Annotated in this window: 20 protein-coding genes; 4 read left to right on the forward strand and 16 right to left on the reverse strand. The window is 65.6% G+C overall.

What is annotated here, in order from left to right; all coding sequences use genetic code 11:
• The first annotated feature begins 156 nt into the window (after positions 1-156).
• Genes proV through proX form a run of 3 tightly spaced genes read left to right on the forward strand, consistent with a single transcriptional unit; the run spans position 157 to position 3486 of the window.
• Positions 157-1362 (forward strand): glycine betaine/L-proline ABC transporter ATP-binding protein ProV, encoded by a 1206-nt coding sequence (proV, locus tag ODR01_RS08080; RefSeq protein ID WP_316977127.1) that lies wholly within the window; start codon positions 157-159, stop codon positions 1360-1362.
• A complete protein-coding gene (gene proW, locus ODR01_RS08085; protein WP_316977128.1) occupies positions 1355-2422 on the forward strand; it encodes a glycine betaine/L-proline ABC transporter permease ProW in 1068 nt (355 codons plus the stop codon). The genes proV and proW overlap by 8 nt, the downstream gene beginning before the upstream one ends.
• 32 nt (positions 2423-2454) lie before the next feature.
• The gene (proX, locus tag ODR01_RS08090) at positions 2455-3486 is read left to right on the forward strand and encodes a glycine betaine/L-proline ABC transporter substrate-binding protein ProX (RefSeq protein WP_316977129.1); all 1032 of its coding nucleotides are present in this window, start codon (positions 2455-2457) and stop codon (positions 3484-3486) included.
• Between the two features lie 45 nt (positions 3487-3531).
• Here the strand turns inward: proX and ODR01_RS08095 are convergent, their stop codons facing one another.
• Complete coding sequence (locus tag ODR01_RS08095; RefSeq protein WP_316977130.1) at positions 3532-4071, reverse strand: peroxiredoxin-like family protein; 540 nt, start codon at positions 4069-4071, stop codon at positions 3532-3534.
• Between the two features lie 123 nt (positions 4072-4194).
• Here ODR01_RS08095 and ODR01_RS08100 point away from each other — a divergent pair, with 123 nt between their 5' ends.
• Positions 4195-5046: an AraC family transcriptional regulator gene (locus ODR01_RS08100; RefSeq protein ID WP_316977131.1), complete on the forward strand. Its 852-nt coding sequence runs from the start codon at positions 4195-4197 to the stop codon at positions 5044-5046.
• 19 nt (positions 5047-5065) lie between these two features.
• On the opposite strand, the gene ODR01_RS08105 is transcribed toward ODR01_RS08100, so the two are convergent.
• The 15 genes from ODR01_RS08105 to ODR01_RS08175 form a co-directional block, all read right to left on the reverse strand.
• On the reverse strand, positions 5066-5575 hold the full coding sequence (locus ODR01_RS08105) for a 4Fe-4S dicluster domain-containing protein (RefSeq protein ID WP_316977132.1): 510 nt from the start codon (positions 5573-5575) through the stop codon (positions 5066-5068).
• Between the two features lie 14 nt (positions 5576-5589).
• A complete protein-coding gene (locus ODR01_RS08110; RefSeq protein WP_316977133.1) occupies positions 5590-6726 on the reverse strand; it encodes an NADH-quinone oxidoreductase subunit D in 1137 nt (378 codons plus the stop codon).
• On the reverse strand, positions 6723-7310 hold the full coding sequence (locus ODR01_RS08115; protein ID WP_316977134.1) for an NADH-quinone oxidoreductase subunit C: 588 nt from the start codon (positions 7308-7310) through the stop codon (positions 6723-6725). Before ODR01_RS08115 ends, ODR01_RS08110 begins: the two co-directional genes overlap by 4 nt.
• A gap of 14 nt (positions 7311-7324) precedes the next feature.
• Positions 7325-8080, reverse strand: coding sequence for an NADH-quinone oxidoreductase subunit B (locus ODR01_RS08120; RefSeq protein WP_316977135.1), 756 nt, complete (start codon positions 8078-8080; stop codon positions 7325-7327).
• Positions 8081-8090: 10 nt separating this feature from the next.
• Positions 8091-9014: a respiratory chain complex I subunit 1 family protein gene (locus tag ODR01_RS08125; RefSeq protein WP_316977136.1), complete on the reverse strand. Its 924-nt coding sequence runs from the start codon at positions 9012-9014 to the stop codon at positions 8091-8093.
• A 4-nt stretch (positions 9015-9018) separates the two neighbouring features.
• A complete protein-coding gene (locus ODR01_RS08130; RefSeq protein ID WP_316977137.1) occupies positions 9019-12258 on the reverse strand; it encodes a proton-conducting transporter transmembrane domain-containing protein in 3240 nt (1079 codons plus the stop codon).
• On the reverse strand, positions 12252-12635 hold the full coding sequence (locus tag ODR01_RS08135; protein ID WP_316977138.1) for a sodium:proton antiporter: 384 nt from the start codon (positions 12633-12635) through the stop codon (positions 12252-12254). The genes ODR01_RS08130 and ODR01_RS08135 overlap by 7 nt, the downstream gene beginning before the upstream one ends.
• On the reverse strand, positions 12632-13348 hold the full coding sequence (gene mbhE / locus ODR01_RS08140; protein ID WP_316977139.1) for a hydrogen gas-evolving membrane-bound hydrogenase subunit E: 717 nt from the start codon (positions 13346-13348) through the stop codon (positions 12632-12634). The genes ODR01_RS08135 and mbhE overlap by 4 nt, the downstream gene beginning before the upstream one ends.
• Positions 13345-13584 (reverse strand): Na(+)/H(+) antiporter subunit B, encoded by a 240-nt coding sequence (locus ODR01_RS08145; protein ID WP_316977140.1) that lies wholly within the window; start codon positions 13582-13584, stop codon positions 13345-13347. The genes mbhE and ODR01_RS08145 overlap by 4 nt, the downstream gene beginning before the upstream one ends.
• The gene (gene mnhG, locus ODR01_RS08150; protein ID WP_316977141.1) at positions 13581-13946 is read right to left on the reverse strand and encodes a monovalent cation/H(+) antiporter subunit G; all 366 of its coding nucleotides are present in this window, start codon (positions 13944-13946) and stop codon (positions 13581-13583) included. Before mnhG ends, ODR01_RS08145 begins: the two co-directional genes overlap by 4 nt.
• A gap of 1 nt (position 13947) precedes the next feature.
• The gene (locus ODR01_RS08155) at positions 13948-14208 is read right to left on the reverse strand and encodes a monovalent cation/H+ antiporter complex subunit F (RefSeq protein ID WP_316977142.1); all 261 of its coding nucleotides are present in this window, start codon (positions 14206-14208) and stop codon (positions 13948-13950) included.
• Positions 14201-14716 (reverse strand): Na+/H+ antiporter subunit E, encoded by a 516-nt coding sequence (locus ODR01_RS08160; protein WP_316977143.1) that lies wholly within the window; start codon positions 14714-14716, stop codon positions 14201-14203. The genes ODR01_RS08155 and ODR01_RS08160 overlap by 8 nt, the downstream gene beginning before the upstream one ends.
• A 284-nt stretch (positions 14717-15000) precedes the next feature.
• Positions 15001-15570 (reverse strand): hypothetical protein, encoded by a 570-nt coding sequence (locus tag ODR01_RS08165; RefSeq protein ID WP_316977144.1) that lies wholly within the window; start codon positions 15568-15570, stop codon positions 15001-15003.
• Between the two features lie 62 nt (positions 15571-15632).
• On the reverse strand, positions 15633-16079 hold the full coding sequence (locus ODR01_RS08170; RefSeq protein ID WP_316977145.1) for a flavodoxin: 447 nt from the start codon (positions 16077-16079) through the stop codon (positions 15633-15635).
• Between the two features lie 215 nt (positions 16080-16294).
• A complete protein-coding gene (locus ODR01_RS08175) occupies positions 16295-17293 on the reverse strand; it encodes a LacI family DNA-binding transcriptional regulator (protein WP_316977146.1) in 999 nt (332 codons plus the stop codon).
• Between the last annotated feature and the right edge of the window lie 98 nt (positions 17294-17391).

Raw genomic sequence — 17391 nt, forward strand, 5'->3', positions numbered from 1 at the left:
AGTTCAGAGAGTTTATGTTCGTTTAGAAAACGGCGAAAGCGTCGTTGTGAGGACTTTTTTGCCTTCTCTCGTCGACCGGTGGCATCGCGTGGCCTGGACGACATGGAAGGTGGAAACGTGGGGGATCACAGTTCTCCTCAACAGGAACGGAGACGTATGCCGGAAAAAATCGTCGTCAACAGTCTTTATAAGGTCTTCGGGGAGCATCCCGAGCGGGCGATGGAACTGCTCGCCAAGGGTGTCGACAAGAACGAGATTTTCAGCAGAACGGGTCAGACCGTCGGCGTTTGCGACGCTGGTTTCACTGTCCGCCAGGGCGAAATCTTCGTGGTCATGGGGCTCTCGGGATCGGGCAAATCAACCCTGGTGCGTCTTCTCAACCGGCTGATCGAACCAACGGCGGGGCAGGTGCTGATCGACGGCATTGACATCGCCGCCATGTCGGATGCCGAACTGCTCGGATTGCGTCGTCGCGACATGAGCATGGTCTTTCAGTCCTTTGCGCTGATGCCGCATCTCAACATTGTTGACAACGCCGCCTTCGGACTGGAATTGGCCGGCGTTTCCCGGGACGAGCGGACCCGGCGGGCTCTCGCTGCCCTCGGTCAGGTCGGCCTGGCAGCCAACGCCGACTGTTATCCTGACGAGCTTTCGGGCGGCATGCAGCAGCGGGTGGGATTGGCCCGCGCCCTGGCCAGTGACCCCGCGGTAATGCTGATGGACGAGGCTTTCTCCGCGCTCGACCCGCTAATCCGCACCGAAATGCAGGACGAACTGCTGCGCCTGCAGACTGAGCACCGGCGCACCATCATCTTCATTTCGCACGATCTCGATGAGGCCATGCGGATCGGCGACCGAATCGCCATCATGGAGGGAGGGCGCGTGGTCCAGGTGGGTACGCCCGATGAGATCCTCAACGCGCCCGCCGACGAATACGTCCGCTCTTTCTTCCGGGGCGTCGACGTGTCCACCGTATTCACCGCCGGTGACGTCGCTAGGCGCAAGCAGACCATCGTCATGGACCGCGAGGGGGTTGGCGTGAAGACGGCGATCAACCGTCTCAAGGATGCCGACCGCACGTACGCCTATGTGGTCAGCGGTGACATGACGTACCACGGCGTGGTGTCAGTGGATACCTTGCGCGAGGCCCAGCGGCGCGGCGAAACCCGGATCAGCGCCGCCTACGTTCCGGACGTCGAGCCGCTGACGGCGGAAACGCTGGTGGCTGAGTTGATTGGTACCGTCGCGCGGGCGCCGTGTGGCGTGCCGGTGGTCAATGCCAAGAAGCGTTATTTGGGGGTCATCTCGAAGGCGGCGCTTCTGGAAACCCTCAACCGGCAGGGAGATGACCTCAATGGCTGAGCAGACTGCCAATCCATGGGGGGCCCCACCGCCTGGGCAGGTGCCGGACACGCCCGGCGACTGGATGAGCGCCGCCGCCGCTCCTGCCAAGCCGGGGTTCGACTGGACCGATCCATTTCGCGACGCCCTTATACCGCTGGACCTTTGGGTCGAACAGGGCCTTGACTGGCTCGTCTTGCATTTCCGGCCGCTGTTCCAGGCCGTCCGCTGGCCGATCGACGCCACCCTGACGTCCGTCGAGAGCGGGCTTCTGGCGGTGCCGGCGATCCTCGTCGTGCTGTTGTCGGCGCTGGTTGCGTGGCAGCTGGCGGGCCGGAAACTGGCCGTCGGCACCGCCGTCTCGTTGCTTGCTATCGGCCTGATCGGCGCCTGGTCCGAGGCGATGGTGACGCTCGCCCTGGTGCTGACGTCGGTGTTGTTCTGCATTGTGATAGGCCTGCCCATCGGCGTCTGGCTCGCCCGCAGCGACCGCGCGATGAACGCCTTGCGTCCGATCCTCGACGCCATGCAAACGACACCGGCCTTCGTTTACTTGGTGCCGATCGTCATGTTGTTCGGTATCGGCAACGTACCAGGCGTGGTCGTCACCATCATCTTCGCGTTGCCGCCGCTGATCCGCCTGACCAACCTCGGAATCCGCCAGGTTCCGCCCGATCTTGTCGAGGCTGCCCGTTCGTTCGGCGCCAGCCCGCGGCAACTTCTGTTCAAGGTGCAATTGCCACTGGCCATGCCGACCATCATGGCGGGCGTCAACCAAACCCTCATGCTGGCCCTTTCGATGGTGGTGATCGCCTCGATGATCGCCGTTGGCGGGCTGGGCCAGATGGTCCTGCGCGGTATCGGCCGCCTCGACATGGGGCTGGCCACCGTGGGCGGTGTCGGCATTGTGATGCTGGCGATCGTGCTCGATCGCATGACCCAGGCGATCGGGCGCGACAGCCGCGCCAAAGGAACTCGCCACTGGTACGAAACCGGGCCGATCGGCGCCATCCGCACCCTGCTGGCCGGCGAAAAGTCGACGCCCTTCGGGCAACCGGATGGCCTGCCCGAGAAGAACTGAGTTTCACGGAATTAAAGGAATAGGAGGTTGCCATGGCATTTTTGCGTACTCTTCCCACCGTAGGACGCTGGCTCGCGGCGCTGGCCCTGGGCGGCGGACTGGCGGCCGGCGGAAGCGCGTTCGCGGCCGATCTGCCGGGCAAGGGGGTAGCGGTCCAGCCGTTGAAAAGCTCCATTGCCGAGGAAACCTTCCAGACCCTTCTGGTTGTCAAGGCGCTGGAACATCTGGGCTACGACGTCAAGCCGATCAAGGAAGTGGAATATGCGACGGCGTTCGTGGCCATGGCCAATGGCGACGGCACCTTCCTGGCCGACTATTGGGATCCGCTTCACAACGATTTCTTTGACCGGGCTGGCGGCGACGCCAAGCTCTACCGCAAAGGCGTTTTCGCGTCGGGAGCTCTGCAGGGGTATCTGATCGACAAGGCGACCGCGGAAAAATACAACATCACCAACGTCGACCAGCTCAAGGATACTAAGATCGCCGCGTTGTTTGACTCCAACGGAGACGGCAAGGCCGACTTGGCGGGCTGCAATCCGGGATGGGGCTGCGAGAAGGTCGTCGAGAACCACCTCGACGCCTACGGTCTGCGCAATACTGTGACCCACAATCAGGGCTCCTATTCGGCGATCATCGCCGACACCATCGCCCGCTACAAGCAAGGCAAGCCCGTTCTGTATTACACATGGACGCCCTATTGGGTGAGTGGCGTGCTGGTGCCGGGCAAGGACGTGGTGTGGCTGCAGGTGCCGTTCTCGTCGTTGCCGGGCAGCCGCAAGAGCGTCGATACCGCCTTGCCAGACGGGTCCAACTATGGCTTCCAGGCCAATAACCAGCGGATCGCCGCCAACCGCGAATTCGCCGAGGACAACCCGGCGGCGGCCAAGTTGTTCGCTATCATGCAGGTTTCCAGCAACGATATAAGCGCGCAGAACCTGCGCATGCGCGACGGCGAGAAGTCGCCGGACGACATCAACCGCCATGCCGATGCCTGGATCAAGGCCAATCAGGCGACGTTCGATGGCTGGATCGAAGAGGCCCTCGCCGCAGCGAGCAACGCATAGCGGCCGAGGGGCAGCGGCCCCGCCCCGCCTTTTTTTCGGGCCCGTTCAGGCGAGGGCGCCGACATACTCGCCGCGCGCTGGATAGTCCTTGGCGATGGCGAAATCGATGGCCTTCAGCAGCTCGTCGAAGTGTGGGCGGGCGAACGGCATGGTCTGCACGGCGCCGTAATAGAGGGTTCCGTCCGGACGGACCAGGAAGACGCCCGGCTCGGAAAACAGGGCGGGCTCCTCGATGCCGATGGAGGTCTTGCCGCGCGAGGTCGAGATGAAGAGCCCCCACTCCCGGGCGACGGCAAGCGGCAGGCCATAACCGAACCGCAACGCCCCGGAAGCTACCTTGTCGGCCATCTGGCGGGCCCGTTCCTCGCCGTCTGAACTGACGGCGATGAGGCCGACCCCGCGTTGCTCGAATTCCGGAACGAGGCGTGCCAGTTCGCCGAGATAGGCGGTACAGATTGGGCAGTGCAGGCCGCGGTAGAACACGACCAGCGTGAAATGGCCGGGTTCTTCCCGGGCGAGGTCGAGGGGGCCGTGGGCCACCGTGGGGACCTTGAGCCCGGGAACCGGCCTGCGGGGGACGAGCATGACGGACGATCTCCTCTCGAGGGTGTCGAGGCGACGGCCAAGCCTGCCGTCGGCCTTGACGGAGGATGCACCTTATCGTACGAACAAAATCATTTAGTCTTAAAAACATTGCAGGACGTACGCATGGACGTCGATTCACGACCCCGCCCCGACCGCCTGTCGGGTCTGTTGCAGCGCTTCAGGGTCGAGGCCCGGGTGTTCCATAGTGGAGCCATCCGTGGGACCCTGGACTTCGCGGCGCCGGCGGCAGGAGGAGGGCATCTCCACCTCGTGGGGTGCGGTCGTGTGGCAGTGGCCGACGAACTGGGTGGCCGGATGACGATCGACGGGCCGGCCCTACTGTTCTATCCACGCGGCACCGCCCATCGGCTGATGACGGTGGACGGGGCCGTCGCGGTCGATGTCGTCTGTGCCGAGGTTTTTTTAGGCGGCGCGGCCAATCCCGTTGTCCGCGCCCTACCCACGGCGACCGCTATGCCGATGCACGCGTCCCCCGCCCTCGATGGGGTGGCGGGGGTGTTGTTCGAAGAAGCGTTTGGCCGGCGCTGCGGCCGGCAGGCGGTGCTCGACCGCCTGTGCGAGGTGCTGGTGGTCAGGTTGTTGCGCCACGCCATCGAACAGGGGGCGGCGGCGGCCGGCCTGCTGGCTGGCCTGGCCCACCCGGGGTTGGCGCGCGCGCTGACGGTGCTTCACGAATCCCCCGGTGAGACGTGGACGCTCGAGCGGCTGGCCGGAGTAGCCGGCATGTCGCGCACCACGTTCGCGAATACCTTCCGCGACGTCATCGGGACCACGCCCGGCGACTACCTGGCGAAATGGCGGCTGGCCCTGGCTCGCACGCTGCTGGCCCAGAGGCGGCCGCTCAAGGCCGTGGCCCGCCAGGTTGGCTACGCCAGCCCGGCGGCGCTGTCGCGCGCCTTTTCCCGGCATTTCGGCGAACCGCCACGGGCCGTCCATCGGCTGGCGACTTCCTGAATACGGAAAGGCCCGTGCCCTAAACGGCTTCCTTGGCCTTCTTCTGCTTGCGCCAACCGCGCGGCGAGGAATCCCACGGCTTGGCGTCGACGCCGGGGGTGAAGCGGAAGCCGTCGGCATCCTCGCCGATCCACACGTAGCAGTCCGACAGGCCCAGGCTGCTGGCCGCGCAGACGTCGACGCACAGGCCACACCAGCAGCACCGGCCGTAGTCGATGCGCGGCCGCAGGCCGGTGTCCTTGATGGTGGTTTCCGTATAGGGCGTCATGTCGATGGCGACATTCATGCAGATGGCGGCGCAGTTGCCGCAGCCGGTGCAGGTCTCGACATCATTGACGTGCCAGCCGCGGTAGTTGTCCGAGGCCGCGCGCAGGCTTTCGCCCTTGGGGACGGTATAGGGCGTCGAGAAGGCCTTGAGCCAGGCCGCGAAGGGTTTCAGCACATGCTTCAGCCCGACCCGCTCCTCCTCGGGCGTGCGATAGGAGAGGGTGGGCGTGGTGGTGTCCTGGGCAGTGCGAATGTAGCTCATCCAAGTTTCCTCGATCAGCGCTCGATCTCGGGCGGGCAGACCTGCAGCGAGTTCATCAGCGGGTAGAGGTCGGAAATGTTCAGTCCCGGCAGGATGCGCTCCAGCAGCGACACGCCATGCACGTAGCTGGGGCCGCGCACGTGGAAACGGCGGATCTTGTCGGACCCGTCGGTAGCAATGAAATAGCCGTACTCGCCGCGCGTCGCCTCGGCCCGCACATAGGTCTGGCCGGCCGGCACTTGCCAGCGCAACGGATTGCCGGCCTTGCCCAGGACGGGGCCTCCCTTGGGCATGCGGGCCAGAATTTGACGGATCAGGTCGATGGCCTGGTCGATCTCCAGCCTGCGCACCAGGGCGCGGGCGTAAATGTCGGAGCCCTCGGTGGTGACGACGTCGAAATCCAGTTCCGGGTAGACCAGATAGGGGTAATCCTTGCGCACGTCGCGCGGGATGCCCATGGCCCGCACCACCGGGCCGGAAAGGGTGGTTTCCTCGGCCCATTCCTTGGGAACGACGCCGACGCCCATGGCCCGCTTGCGGAAAACGGCGGACTCGAAGATCAGGTTGTCGACCATCGGCAGCCGTTCCTCGATCCTTTTCAGCACCGCCTCGACGCGGGCCGCGAAACCCTCGGGCAGGTCGCGGCGTACGCCGCCGTAGATGATGTACATGTGGTAGATCCGCCCGCCCGACAGTTCCTCGAAGAGGTCGAGCACATAGTCGCGAAGTGCGATCATCCATTGCGGCGCGGCGCCGAGACCCATGCCGCCGGCTTGGCCGCCGACTACCATCAGCAAAGCCGCCAGCCGCGACATCTCCAGCACCAGGGTGCGGATCCACTGGGCGCGCGGCGGGACGTCGCCGGAAATGCCGGCCAGCTCTTCGACGGCGGTGGCAAGCAGGTACTCGTTGGTGTCGGGTTCGGGCACGCAGATTCGGCAAACTACCGGGAAGGCCTGGTAGAAAGTCCGACGCTCGATCAGTTTCTCGAAGGCGCGGTGCAGATAGCCGACATGGGTGATGCCGCGGTTGATGGTGTCGCCCTCGACCCAGATCTGCATGGCCATGTTGCCGGGAACGCCCGGGTGCTGCGGGCCGACCCACAACTGCACCTCGCGGGAGGCGATAAGCGGTTCGGGAATGGCGTTCATGGCGCGGGCTCCGGTTCGTTGGCGTTGGCCGCGGCGACCTTCTCCGCTTCGGCCTGACGCTTGCGCTCGGCCTGAAACTTGGCCCGCACCTCCTTGGGATCGACGTGCCGGCGGCCGGGCCGGAAGTCGTAGGTCTCCTCGCAGTACTTCACGGTGTCGAAATCGCGGCGCATAGGCGGCATGGCGGTCCAGCCCTCGAGCAGGAAGTCCACCCCCTGGCGCGGGCTGCCGGGAAAGCGGATGCCGTACATCTCGTTGTGTTCCTGCTCGTAGGTGACGGCCTCGGGCCACAGGGTATGGATGGATTCGGCTTCCGCATCCTCGCGCGCAATGCGCGCCGAGAGCATCAGGGTGTAATGGGCGCGGGGGTCGGTGACGATGTAGACCAGCTGGAATTGGCCATCTTCCAGCCAGTCGACCACCGAGAAATGGGTGAGGTGAATATAGCCGCCGTGGCGCTTCAGCCATTCGAGCGACGCCACCACGTCCTTGGCGGCGACCTCGACGGCGCCTAAGTCGGGCCGCTGCTGGCGCGAGGCGAGCACCCCGAAGCGGCCATCCAGTTCCTTGACGATGCGATCCATGATCCCGCGTTTCCTTACCAGTTGTAGGCGGGCATGCCCCAGTCGGTGATGACCTTGCGCTGGTTGGCCTTGTAGTTTTCCAGGTTCTGCAGGTACTCGTTCCAGCCGTTGGCCCTGCCTTGCTTGATCTTGTCCATCAGAGCCTGGAAGCCGGCGATCAGGGCTTCGGGGCGCGGCATGCAGCCGGCGATGTAGACGTCGATGGGAAGATAGAGATCGACCTGCTTCACCGTGTTGTAGGAATCCCAGTACATGCCGCCGTCGATGGTGCAGGACCCCAGGCCCAGCGTCCATTTGGGGGACGGCATCTGCTCGTAGGCCCGGATGACGCGCTTCAGCGTCTTGATGGAAAGGTAGCCGCTGATGACCAGCACGTTGGACTGGCGCGAGGTGGGGGCCATGGTGATGCCGAAGCGTTCCATGTCGAAGCGGCTGGTGCCCAGGGGCCGCATTTCGATGGCGCCGCAGGCGGTGCCGTAGGCCAGCACGTTGAGCGAGTTGGCGCGTACCCAGTTCTTGATCTTGCCCATTGCCTCGTTGAGCGAAAGCGGCGAGGGCATTTCCTCTTCGCCCAGGAAGCAGGCCGGCTCGATGGGCGCGTGGGAACGCGAGCCGTCGGGGGCGATCGAGACATAGGGTCTGCCGAGGCGGCCCTCGTTCGGCATCGCGAGCGGTTGCCGGGCCGGCGCCGCCTCCGGCTTGTCGCAGCAGGCCGGCGCGACCTCTGGGGCGGCGTCGAGGTCGGGCTTGTCCAATAGAGTCTCGTTCATCTCGGCCTCCTCAGGCCATGGCCAGGGCGACGCCGGCCACCCCGATGAGGGCCGGCCACTTGAGCAGGAAGCGGATCGACTGCTCGACCCTGAAACGCGGGAAGACGGCGCCGACGAACACCGTCCAGAAGTAGACGATGAAGGTTTTGACCAGGAATCCCAGGATGGTGGTGGTGCCGCCCAGGAACAGGTTCATGAACAGGATGCACTTGGCCACCGTGAACACCGAGACGCCCGACATCATCAGGGACAGGAAGGCGGCGTTGTATTCGGTGCGCGGACCGACCGGCACTTCCTGCGGGGCCCCGACCACGTTGAAGGGCGAATACATGTTCATGGCGATCAGCGCCAGGAAGGCGGCAACGCCAGCCAGCGGGTTCTGGAAGATGTACCAGTCCATGACGCCGCCCTGCTGGGCCTCGACGATGCCCTGGATCGAGAAGCTGCCGGTTTGGGCGGCGATGGCGATCATGGCCAGGCCGAAGGGCAACTCGAAGGCGGTCATCTGCGACAGCCCGCGCGAGATGCCGATGGGCGAGTAGGGATGCCCCCCTTCGCCGGCGCCGAGCGCCATGCCAAGCTGCCCGAAAAAGAAGAAATACATGATCAGCAGCAGATCGCCCGAGGCCGCGAAGTTCTCCAGCATCGGCACGCCGACGACGATCGGCATGAAGACCAGAAGCCCGATGCCGCCCACCGCGCGGAAAACCGGCGCCAGGAAGAACATGACGCCATGCATGGTCGAGGTGCGCACGAACATCTGCATCAAAAGGTCGATGACCGGCTGCCAGATGGGCGGACCGATGCGGCCCTGGATGCGGCCGATCACCTTGCGGATGATGCCGTTGAGAAGGAGCCCGTAGAGGAGGGCCAGGAACACCCATAGTGCCGTCCACAGGGCTTGTTCGAGTATTGGAAGGTGCGGCTGCATCATGGGGCTAGCTCCGGCCGACGAAGGCGAGAAGGACCACCATTCCCACCGCGTAGAGCAAGTAGGTCTGGGCGTTTCCGGTGTAGAAGCGGCGCCCCGCCTCGGTAACGGCAGCCAGCGTCTCGCCCATGCCGTTCCAGAAGCGGGTGACGCGCGGACTCAGCACCGGCGCGAAGGCCCGCTCGTAGGGACGGAACATGGCATAGGCGTAGTGCGCTTCCTCGGCCGGCGGCGGCACCTCGGCGGCGAACACCATGTCGAGCTGGCGCACCCACTTGGGGTGGGGGTTGAGGATCAAAAGGACGGCGAGGACAAGACCGAACAGGGCGCCGACGATGGCCATGATCATTGCCGGGTTGGCGTAGCCGACCGGTGTGACGAGCGTGGCGCCATCCAGCGTGAGGGCTCCGGCCCCGGCATAGAGCGGCCTGAGCGAGCCGGCGACGGGTTCGTAGAAACCGGCGGGCGCGTTGAGAACGGCGACCAGCGGTTCCAGCAGCCCCTGCGGCCAGATAGACAGCACCATGATCAGGGCCATCAGCACGCCCTGGGCAACCAGTGTCGGCCACGGGGCCTCGTGCACCGTGCGGTGCTGGCGCTTCAACTGGCCCAGGAAGATCGAATGGATCAGCCGGTAGAGGTAGAGGAAGGCGATCATGGTGGCGAACATCATCAGGCCGGTCAGCAGCAGCCAGCCGCGGTCGATCAGGGCCTCGTAGATCAGCCACTTGCCGACGAAACCGGATAGCGGCGGCACGCCGGATACCGCGATGATGCCGATGAGCACCGAGACGAAGCTGAAGGGCATCCGCTTGATCAGGCCGCCCAGCTCGTAGAAGGTCCGGGTGCCGGTGCGGTAGATGACGCCGGCGATGGCCAGGAACAGCAGCGCCTTGAACAGGAAGTGGTTGACCGCGAGGTAGAGCGCGGCCGTCCATCCGAGCGGCGTCGCCACCGCGAAACCGACCACGATATAGGCGACCTGGCCGACCGAGGAGAAGGCCAACAGGCGCTTGGCGTCCTCCTGCAGCGCCGCCAGCAGCGCCATGGCAAACGCCGTGATGCCGCCGGCCCAGGCCAGAAGGTGCAGGGGGTCGATGGCGCCCAGCGCCGTGTTGATGGCCGCGATCTTGACGTTGGCGACCAGCACGATGAGGGCGAAGATCGGCGCCTTGGAGACCACCGCCGACAGGAAGGGCGTAAAGGTATCGGGCGATTCGGTGTAGGCGTCGCGGGCCCAGATGTGGACGCCCCAGGTGCCCAGCTTGATGGCGATGCCGGAAACGATGAGGCTCCAGGCGGCCAACGCGGCGGGCCCCGAAAGCTGGGCCAGCTTGGCGACCGGGGCCGGATCGACCCCTTCGGCGACCATCAGGCCGCCCAGGATCAGCAGGCCGGCGGCGCCCGAGAACAGCATGTAGACGTAGCCCGCCTGCGCCGAGGTGCGACCCTGGCCCATCAGCAGCCAGCTGGTCCAGGTCATGATCTCCCAGGCCAGGAAGAAGACCAGCAGCGATTGCTGGCGCTCCGCCCCAACCGACTGCACCAGCAGCAGCAGGGCGGCGGTCAGGATGACAAAGTACCCCCAGTAGGTGCCGGCGCCGGTCGGATAGGCCAGCGCGGCGAAGCCGATGACCAGCGCCCCGGTGAGGATGAGGCCGATAAACAGCGCCGACAGCGGATGGGCCAGTGACGGCGCCAGGTAGAAGGCGCCCGCCGTCAGGGCAACGGCGATCAGCGATAGCCCGCCGAGCAGGCGCCAGGGCAAGGCCCGCAGCACGACAAGAGCGATGCCGGCGGCCAGCAGGAGGGTGGCCGGGACAAGATCGGCGTTGGCGGCGAGGACGGAGGTGTAGAAGACGGCGAGGCCGGTTCCCGCCAGGACGGTGACGGCGGCCAAGGGCGCGGCGATCTCCATGCGCGAGGCCGGTTCGGGCCGCGCTGCGGCAATCCCGGCTTCGGGCTCGACGAACAGCTCGCGGGCCCAGCCGAAGTAGTAGACCCATTCGAGGAAGGCGCCGACGAGGAGCGGGACGATCCACCACCACAGGTCGCCGTCGCCGGCCAGTGTGACCAGGGCGTCCCATTTGCCCCAGAAACCGGGGAAGGGCGGCAGGCCGGCCACTGCGAGGACCGCGACGATGGTGGCGATGGCGAGGAACGGCCGTTTGGCGAAGGCGCCGGCCCACTCGCGTACCGTTTCCCCGCCGTGCACGCCGACCAGCCACAAAAGCCCGCCCTTGGCGACCGTGTGGTTCAGCAGCAGCAGGGCGACGGCGCCAAGCAGCGCGGGGTGGCGGTCGACCACCGGCCACAGGAAGACCAGCAGCCCGACCTGGGCCGAGGACGAATAACCGAGCAGACGGCGCACCCGGGTCTGGCGGATGGCCAGCAGGTTGGAGACGACATAGGTTGTCATGCCGACGGCCATCACCACGACGTGGCAGAGTTCCGTCTGGTAGAGCATGAAGACCTTGGTGAAGGCGAAGAACGTGGCGTTGAGCGCTGTGGCGACGATGAAGGCCATGACGCCCGGCTCGACCCCGTCATAGAGGTCGATGGCGGGACCGTTGACGGGAAACAGCTTGAGCTCGGCCAGGAAGCCGACCAGCAGCAGCACCTGGGCGGTGCAGATGGCGGCCACGGTGACGCCGGTCATCTTGGCCGCCATGTCGTCGATATAGAGCGTGCCGGTGAAGCGATAGAGCAAGCCGGTGGCCAGCAGGATGAGCACCGAGGCGATGCCGCCGATCAGCATGTACTTGAGGCCGGCTTCGAGCGCCGGGCCTTCCTTGCCATAAAGGATCAGGGCGTAAGTGCCGATCGAGGTGATCTCGATGAAGACGAACAGGTTGAACAGGTCGCGGGTCAGGATCAGGCCGTGGGCGCCCAGCAGCACCATCAACTGGATCAGCAGGGCGCGTACGCCACCCTTCTCGCGGTCGCGGGCTGCCAGATAGAGGGCGGAGACGAGGGCGGTGGCGTCGGCCAGCGCGATGAGGGCGGCCTCGGGCCCGCCCAGGCGCAGCAGGATGCCGAAGGGGGCCGGCCAGCCGCCGGTCTCGATGTCGATGGCCGCTGTCCCGAACAGGCCAAGTTCGAAGGCCCAGTGGGCCGACAGCCCAAGGGTGTAGGCGATGGTGGCCAGGAACAACAGCCGCGCCGCGGCAAAGCCGATGCGGTCGGCCAGCGGCAGCAGGAAGGCCACGCCCAGGGGCAGGGCGACGAGGAGGGCTGGATTTACCATTTCAGGCTCACGTAATGGCCGATGTCGAGGCTCTTGTTGACGGCGTAGAGCCGCACGACGTAGGCCAGCATCAGGGCGGTGACACCGACGGCGATGACGATGGCGGTCAGCACGATGGCCTGGACCACCGGGTCGACGAATTGCCGGGCGTCGGCGGTGAGGGTTTGCGCGTGAGTCAGCAGGGACGGCGCATCGATGATCGGGGCGGTGCGGCCGGGGATGTAGCCGAAACAGATGATCATGATGTTCACGCCGGCGTCGATCAGGGCGAAGCCCAGCATGATCTTGATCAGGTTGCGCTTGAGCATGATGGCGGCGAAGCCGATGAGGATCAGCAGCCCGCCGGTGACGGTATAGAGGGCGGTGGGCTCGATCATGACGATGCCCCCTCCTTTTCGCCTTCGGGGAGGCCGGAATGCATCATCGCATCCAGCAGTGCGGCCAACTCGGAGCCGACCTTGAGGCCGACCAGCACGTAGATCACCGGGATCAGGCCGGCCGAGAACAGCTCGTTCCAGGCGCCGAGCGGAATGACGTTCTGGTTGGAGAGGAACGAGCCGGCCGCCGCCAGGCCGACCAGGCCGACCAGGACATAGAGAAAGCCGGAGAGCGATTCGATCCAGCCCAGCGCGTTGTGGGCCATGTCGCGGTCGCGCCGCGCCAGCAGGAGCAGCAGCACCGCCGAGGCGACGATGGCGCCGCCCTGGAAGCCGCCGCCTGGCGTCAGGTGCCCGTGGGCGAAGATGTAGGCGCCGAACAGCACGATGGGGGCGAACAGCAGGCGGGCCCCGGTGGCGACCAGTTCGCTGGCCGGTTCCGGGGTCTCCAGGACCAGGCCGGCGCGGCGGCGCAGCACGAAGCCGGCGCCGGCGACCGACAGGAACAGCACCGACACCTCGCCCAGGGTGTCGAGGCCGCGATAATTGACCACGACAGAGGTGACAATGTTGGCGCCGCGGTTTTCGGCGACGCCGAACTCGACGTAATGGCGGCCGATCTCGCTGATCTCGGAAGGCGCCGTCAGCGGCACCGTGGTCCACAGGAAGACGGCCAGCAGGACCAGGACGATGGGGGTGAGGATCTGTCTCATCGCTCGCTGTCCTCGGTGCGCCGGATGGCGATCAGGAAGATGACGGTGGTCAGCCCGGCCGCGATGGCAGCTTCGGTCATGGCGACGTCGGGGGCGTCCATGCGCAGGAACAGGTAGGACACCATCAGGCTGATGAAGCCGACCATGATGACGGCCGACAGCAGGCTGCGTTGAAAGATGGCGGCGACGCCGGTGACCACCATGGCCGCGCAGACCAGGATATCGACGAGGATCACGTTGCGGGCTCCTCTTTGGCGGGGATGGCGGCCGGCGGCGCCTTGGCCTCGGCCAATTCGTCGCGGACCGATCCGTCGGCCAACGGCAGGCCGGCGCCATGGGCGGCGCGGGCCAGGGCGTGCGAGGACAGTGGGTTGGTGATCAGCACGAAGAGGACGATGACGATCAGTTTCGGCAACCAAGCGGGTTCATAGAGGCCAAGGCCGAGCAGGGTCAGAATGACCCCCAGCGTGGTCGCCTTGGTCCCCGCCTGAAGGCGGTTGTAGGCGTCGGGCATGCGCAGGATGCCGATCGCCGCCAGCAGCAGGAACAGCGAGCCGATGAAGACGATGACGGCGCCCGCGAGCGGCAGGAAGTCCATCTCACAGCCCCTTTTCGAGGTAGCGCGCCAGCGCCAGGACGCCGAGGAACGACAGGATGGCATAGACGATGGCGACGTCGACGTAGATGGCGCGCCCGGTGGTCACGGCGACGGCCACCAGCAGCGGGATGGTGATGAGGGTCAGCACGTCCAGGGCGACCGCGCGGGTGACCGTGCACGGCCCGGCCAGCAGCCGGTAGAGCCCGATGAGCAGGGCGACGGCGGCCAGCACCAGGGCGACGATGAGGATGATCTCAGCCAAAGACGACCTCCAGGTAGCGCTCGAAGCCGGTCACGATCTGGCGCGTGGCGTCGTCGATGTCCTCGGCGTCGACCGTGACCCAGTGGATGAACAGATCCCCGCCGTCGACCTCGACGGTGAGCGTGCCGGGTGTCAGCGTGATGGCGTTGGCGAGAACCAGGCGGCCCAAGGGGCTTCGCAGGCGGGTCCGCACGCGGACGATGCCGGGCCGGATCGCAAGCACCGGCCGGGCGACGATGACGGCCATCTGCAGGTTGGACTTGACGATGGCCCAAGCGAGGTAAAGCAGGAAGGCGAAGAAAAATAAGAGCCGGCGCGGAGAGAGGAACGCCGTCCACCGGGCGTCGCCCCTCGCCGCGATCAAGGCGACGAAAAACGACACGACGGCGCCGGCAAGAAGTTCCTGGGTATCGAAGCGGCCGACGAAGACGGTCCACAGGACCACCAACCCCAACCACAGGACGATGACCGCACCAAAATCCCTGCGGTTCGATGCATGAGAGTGCATGGCAGACATCCGCGCCGGCTCCCAAGTTTCCCAATCCCCCTGGTGAGGAAACCAAACGTCAGGGGTGGGGCTGCAAAAAATTAGAAATAACTAAATTAGTGAATTCTAATTTATTGGGCATGTGCTCACCGAGTCAAGCATGTTTGGCGTCAAACCCCAGGATTTCTGTCGCGAATCGTTCGCAAAATCAGGTGGGGCGGAGGCATGGATGATCGTCCGCCGTCCCAAGGAAGGGGCAAAGGGTTTCCTGCGGCGGAAGGGGGGCGTGGGGGAGGGGGCCGCGCTCAGAGGACCGGCACGGCCGACGACGCCACCGACGGTTGGAATGCGGCCACGCCGCTTGCGGCCGGTCCGGCCGAGCCACGGATGGCGCGCGAGGCGGTTACCGAGAGGCGGGTGACGTCCAGGCGGACCACGGCATCGCCGCAGCTCCGTTCGTCCTCGCCGGCTTCCATGATATCGAGCATAAGCGTGATCCCGGCGCCGGGCTGGCCGCCGCCGAATTCGGCCGTGTTCTTGAGCACGTGGAAGAGCTTCGGACAGCAGTCGACCTCGACCGCCACATCGAGGTCGCGGGCGATGGGACAGAATTGGCACCGGCCGATGACGGGTCTTTCGCCGTCGCCGGAAGCGGGCGGCGTCGACACGCAGCGCACGGTGACGGCCCGCCCTTCCAGGCGCGCCGGCATGTCCCAGGCGTCGCCCATGAAGTCGGACGCGATCGCGCGGACCGCGCCCGAGAAGAGCAGAGAAAGCGGATCGTGGCCCCGGCCGGAGGCCGGCGCCCGCAAGGAGGCCGTCAGCGAAACTTCGGATACCGATACGGCCAGGCGGGTGGTTCGCGTCGTCGACAAAGCCTGATCCTTTCGAACGTTCAGCCGATAGTCACGCGGGCGGAAGCCGCCGGAAGCCGGGATTAGACCGCGTCCGCGATGCGATCCGACCAGGCCAGGACCTCGTCCTTGCGGTCGGTATGGGGGTCGTTGATCCTGAGCGAGGCGGTAATCAGTTCGCCGCCGCATTCGCGGACCCGCTTCTCGATCTCGTCGACGGCGCCGCAGAAATGGAAATACGAATCGTCGCCGCAGCCGAAGACCGCCACCTTCTTGCCGTCGATGCCGGCCGCTTCGAGGTCATCGAGAAGGGGAAGGAAGTCCTCCTGGATCTCGATCTCGTCGTCGCCGTAAGTCGGGCAGCCGAGGACCACCAGGTCGTAGTTGTCGCACAGCCCGCCGACCTCGGCGCTCGCGCAATCTTCCGTCTTGGCTTCGATTCCCTTTTTGCCGAGGCCGGCGGCGATCCAATTGGCGACCTCGGCGGTGTTTCCGGTGGTCGATCCGAAGGCGATCAAGGCTTTCGTCATGTCTTCATCCTTCCGTCTGGTAATTTAGAAACATTATAAATCTAAAATTGTTCCTTAAAGCATGTGAAATATGGAATTGTTATAAAATCATGCATTTTGTTTTAGGACTTCTTGTGATTACTTCGCGGTAGTAACGAGAATGAGAGTCATTGTCAATACAGTTTGGCGGGCGCCTGCCCGCGGAACTGTTGTTGACGGCGCGAAGGGAGTGGGGGTTACGCGATGCGGCGCGTGGTCGCCCGCGCGACGAGGCGGGTCGGGATGCGCCGGACGATGGCCGGCAGGTCGGGATCGGCAAGCCGGGCCTGGATTCGTTCGACGACCGCCTCGGCCGTCGGGGCGATGGGAAAGTCGACGGTGGTCAGGCGGAAACTCGGCCAGGCGCTCATCGGCACGTTGTCGAAGCCGACCACCGCCACGTCTTCGGGGACCCGGAGGCCCAGCGCCCGGGCCGTTTCCAGCACGCCCAGCGCGATGAGGTCGGTGCCGCAGAAAATAGCGTCCGGCCGCTGCCGGGCAGAAAGAAGAGAGGTTGCGGCGGCGAACCCGTGATCGTTGTCGGGGTCCACCGTGGTGGTGGCGACCGGCGACAGGCCGAGGCGGGACAAAGCCTCGCGCAGGCCTTCCTCGCGTTCGGCGTCGGAAAAGGCGGCGGGTCCGCGCCCCAGATAGGCGATGCGCCGGCAGCCGCCGCGTACCAGCAGCTCCGCCGCCTGCCGGGCACCATCCCGGTTGTCGCCGAGGATGCAGTCGACGCCCCGGCGCTCCAGGACGCGGCCGCACAGGATGATCGGCACGCCCAGGCGAAGGCATCGCTCCGAGGTGGCCAGCGGCACAGTGCCGGCCGCCACCACCACCGCGTCCGCCTGATAGTCCAGCGCGCTCATCATTCCCTCGTCGACCGCGGCCTCGCCGTGGACCAGGCTGATCAGCAGGTTCTTGCCGTGCCGGGCCAGCGCATCGGCAAGGGCTTCCAGGAACAGCGAATCGAAGACGTTTCGGGCTTGGCCGATGACCAGGCCGACCAGGTTGGTGCGCTCGCCGACCAGGGCGCGGGCCAACGCATTGGGCCGGTAGCCCAATTCCTTGGCGGCGGCGTTGACCCGGGCACGGGTGGCCGCGGAAGCACTGGCCCCCTCGGTGAAGACCCGCGACACGGCAGAGGCCGAAACACCCGCCGCCTTCGCCACATCCCGGATGGTTATGCGCCCCATGCAGGAATTTTGCGGCAGGGTCCCTCCTATTGCAAACGTTTTACATGAATTTCATTCGCAAAAATTGTATGATGGCGTCATCACGCCGTCATAAAAAC

The organism is Shumkonia mesophila, assembly GCF_026163695.1.
Lineage (GTDB): Bacteria > Pseudomonadota > Alphaproteobacteria > Rhodospirillales > Shumkoniaceae > Shumkonia > Shumkonia mesophila.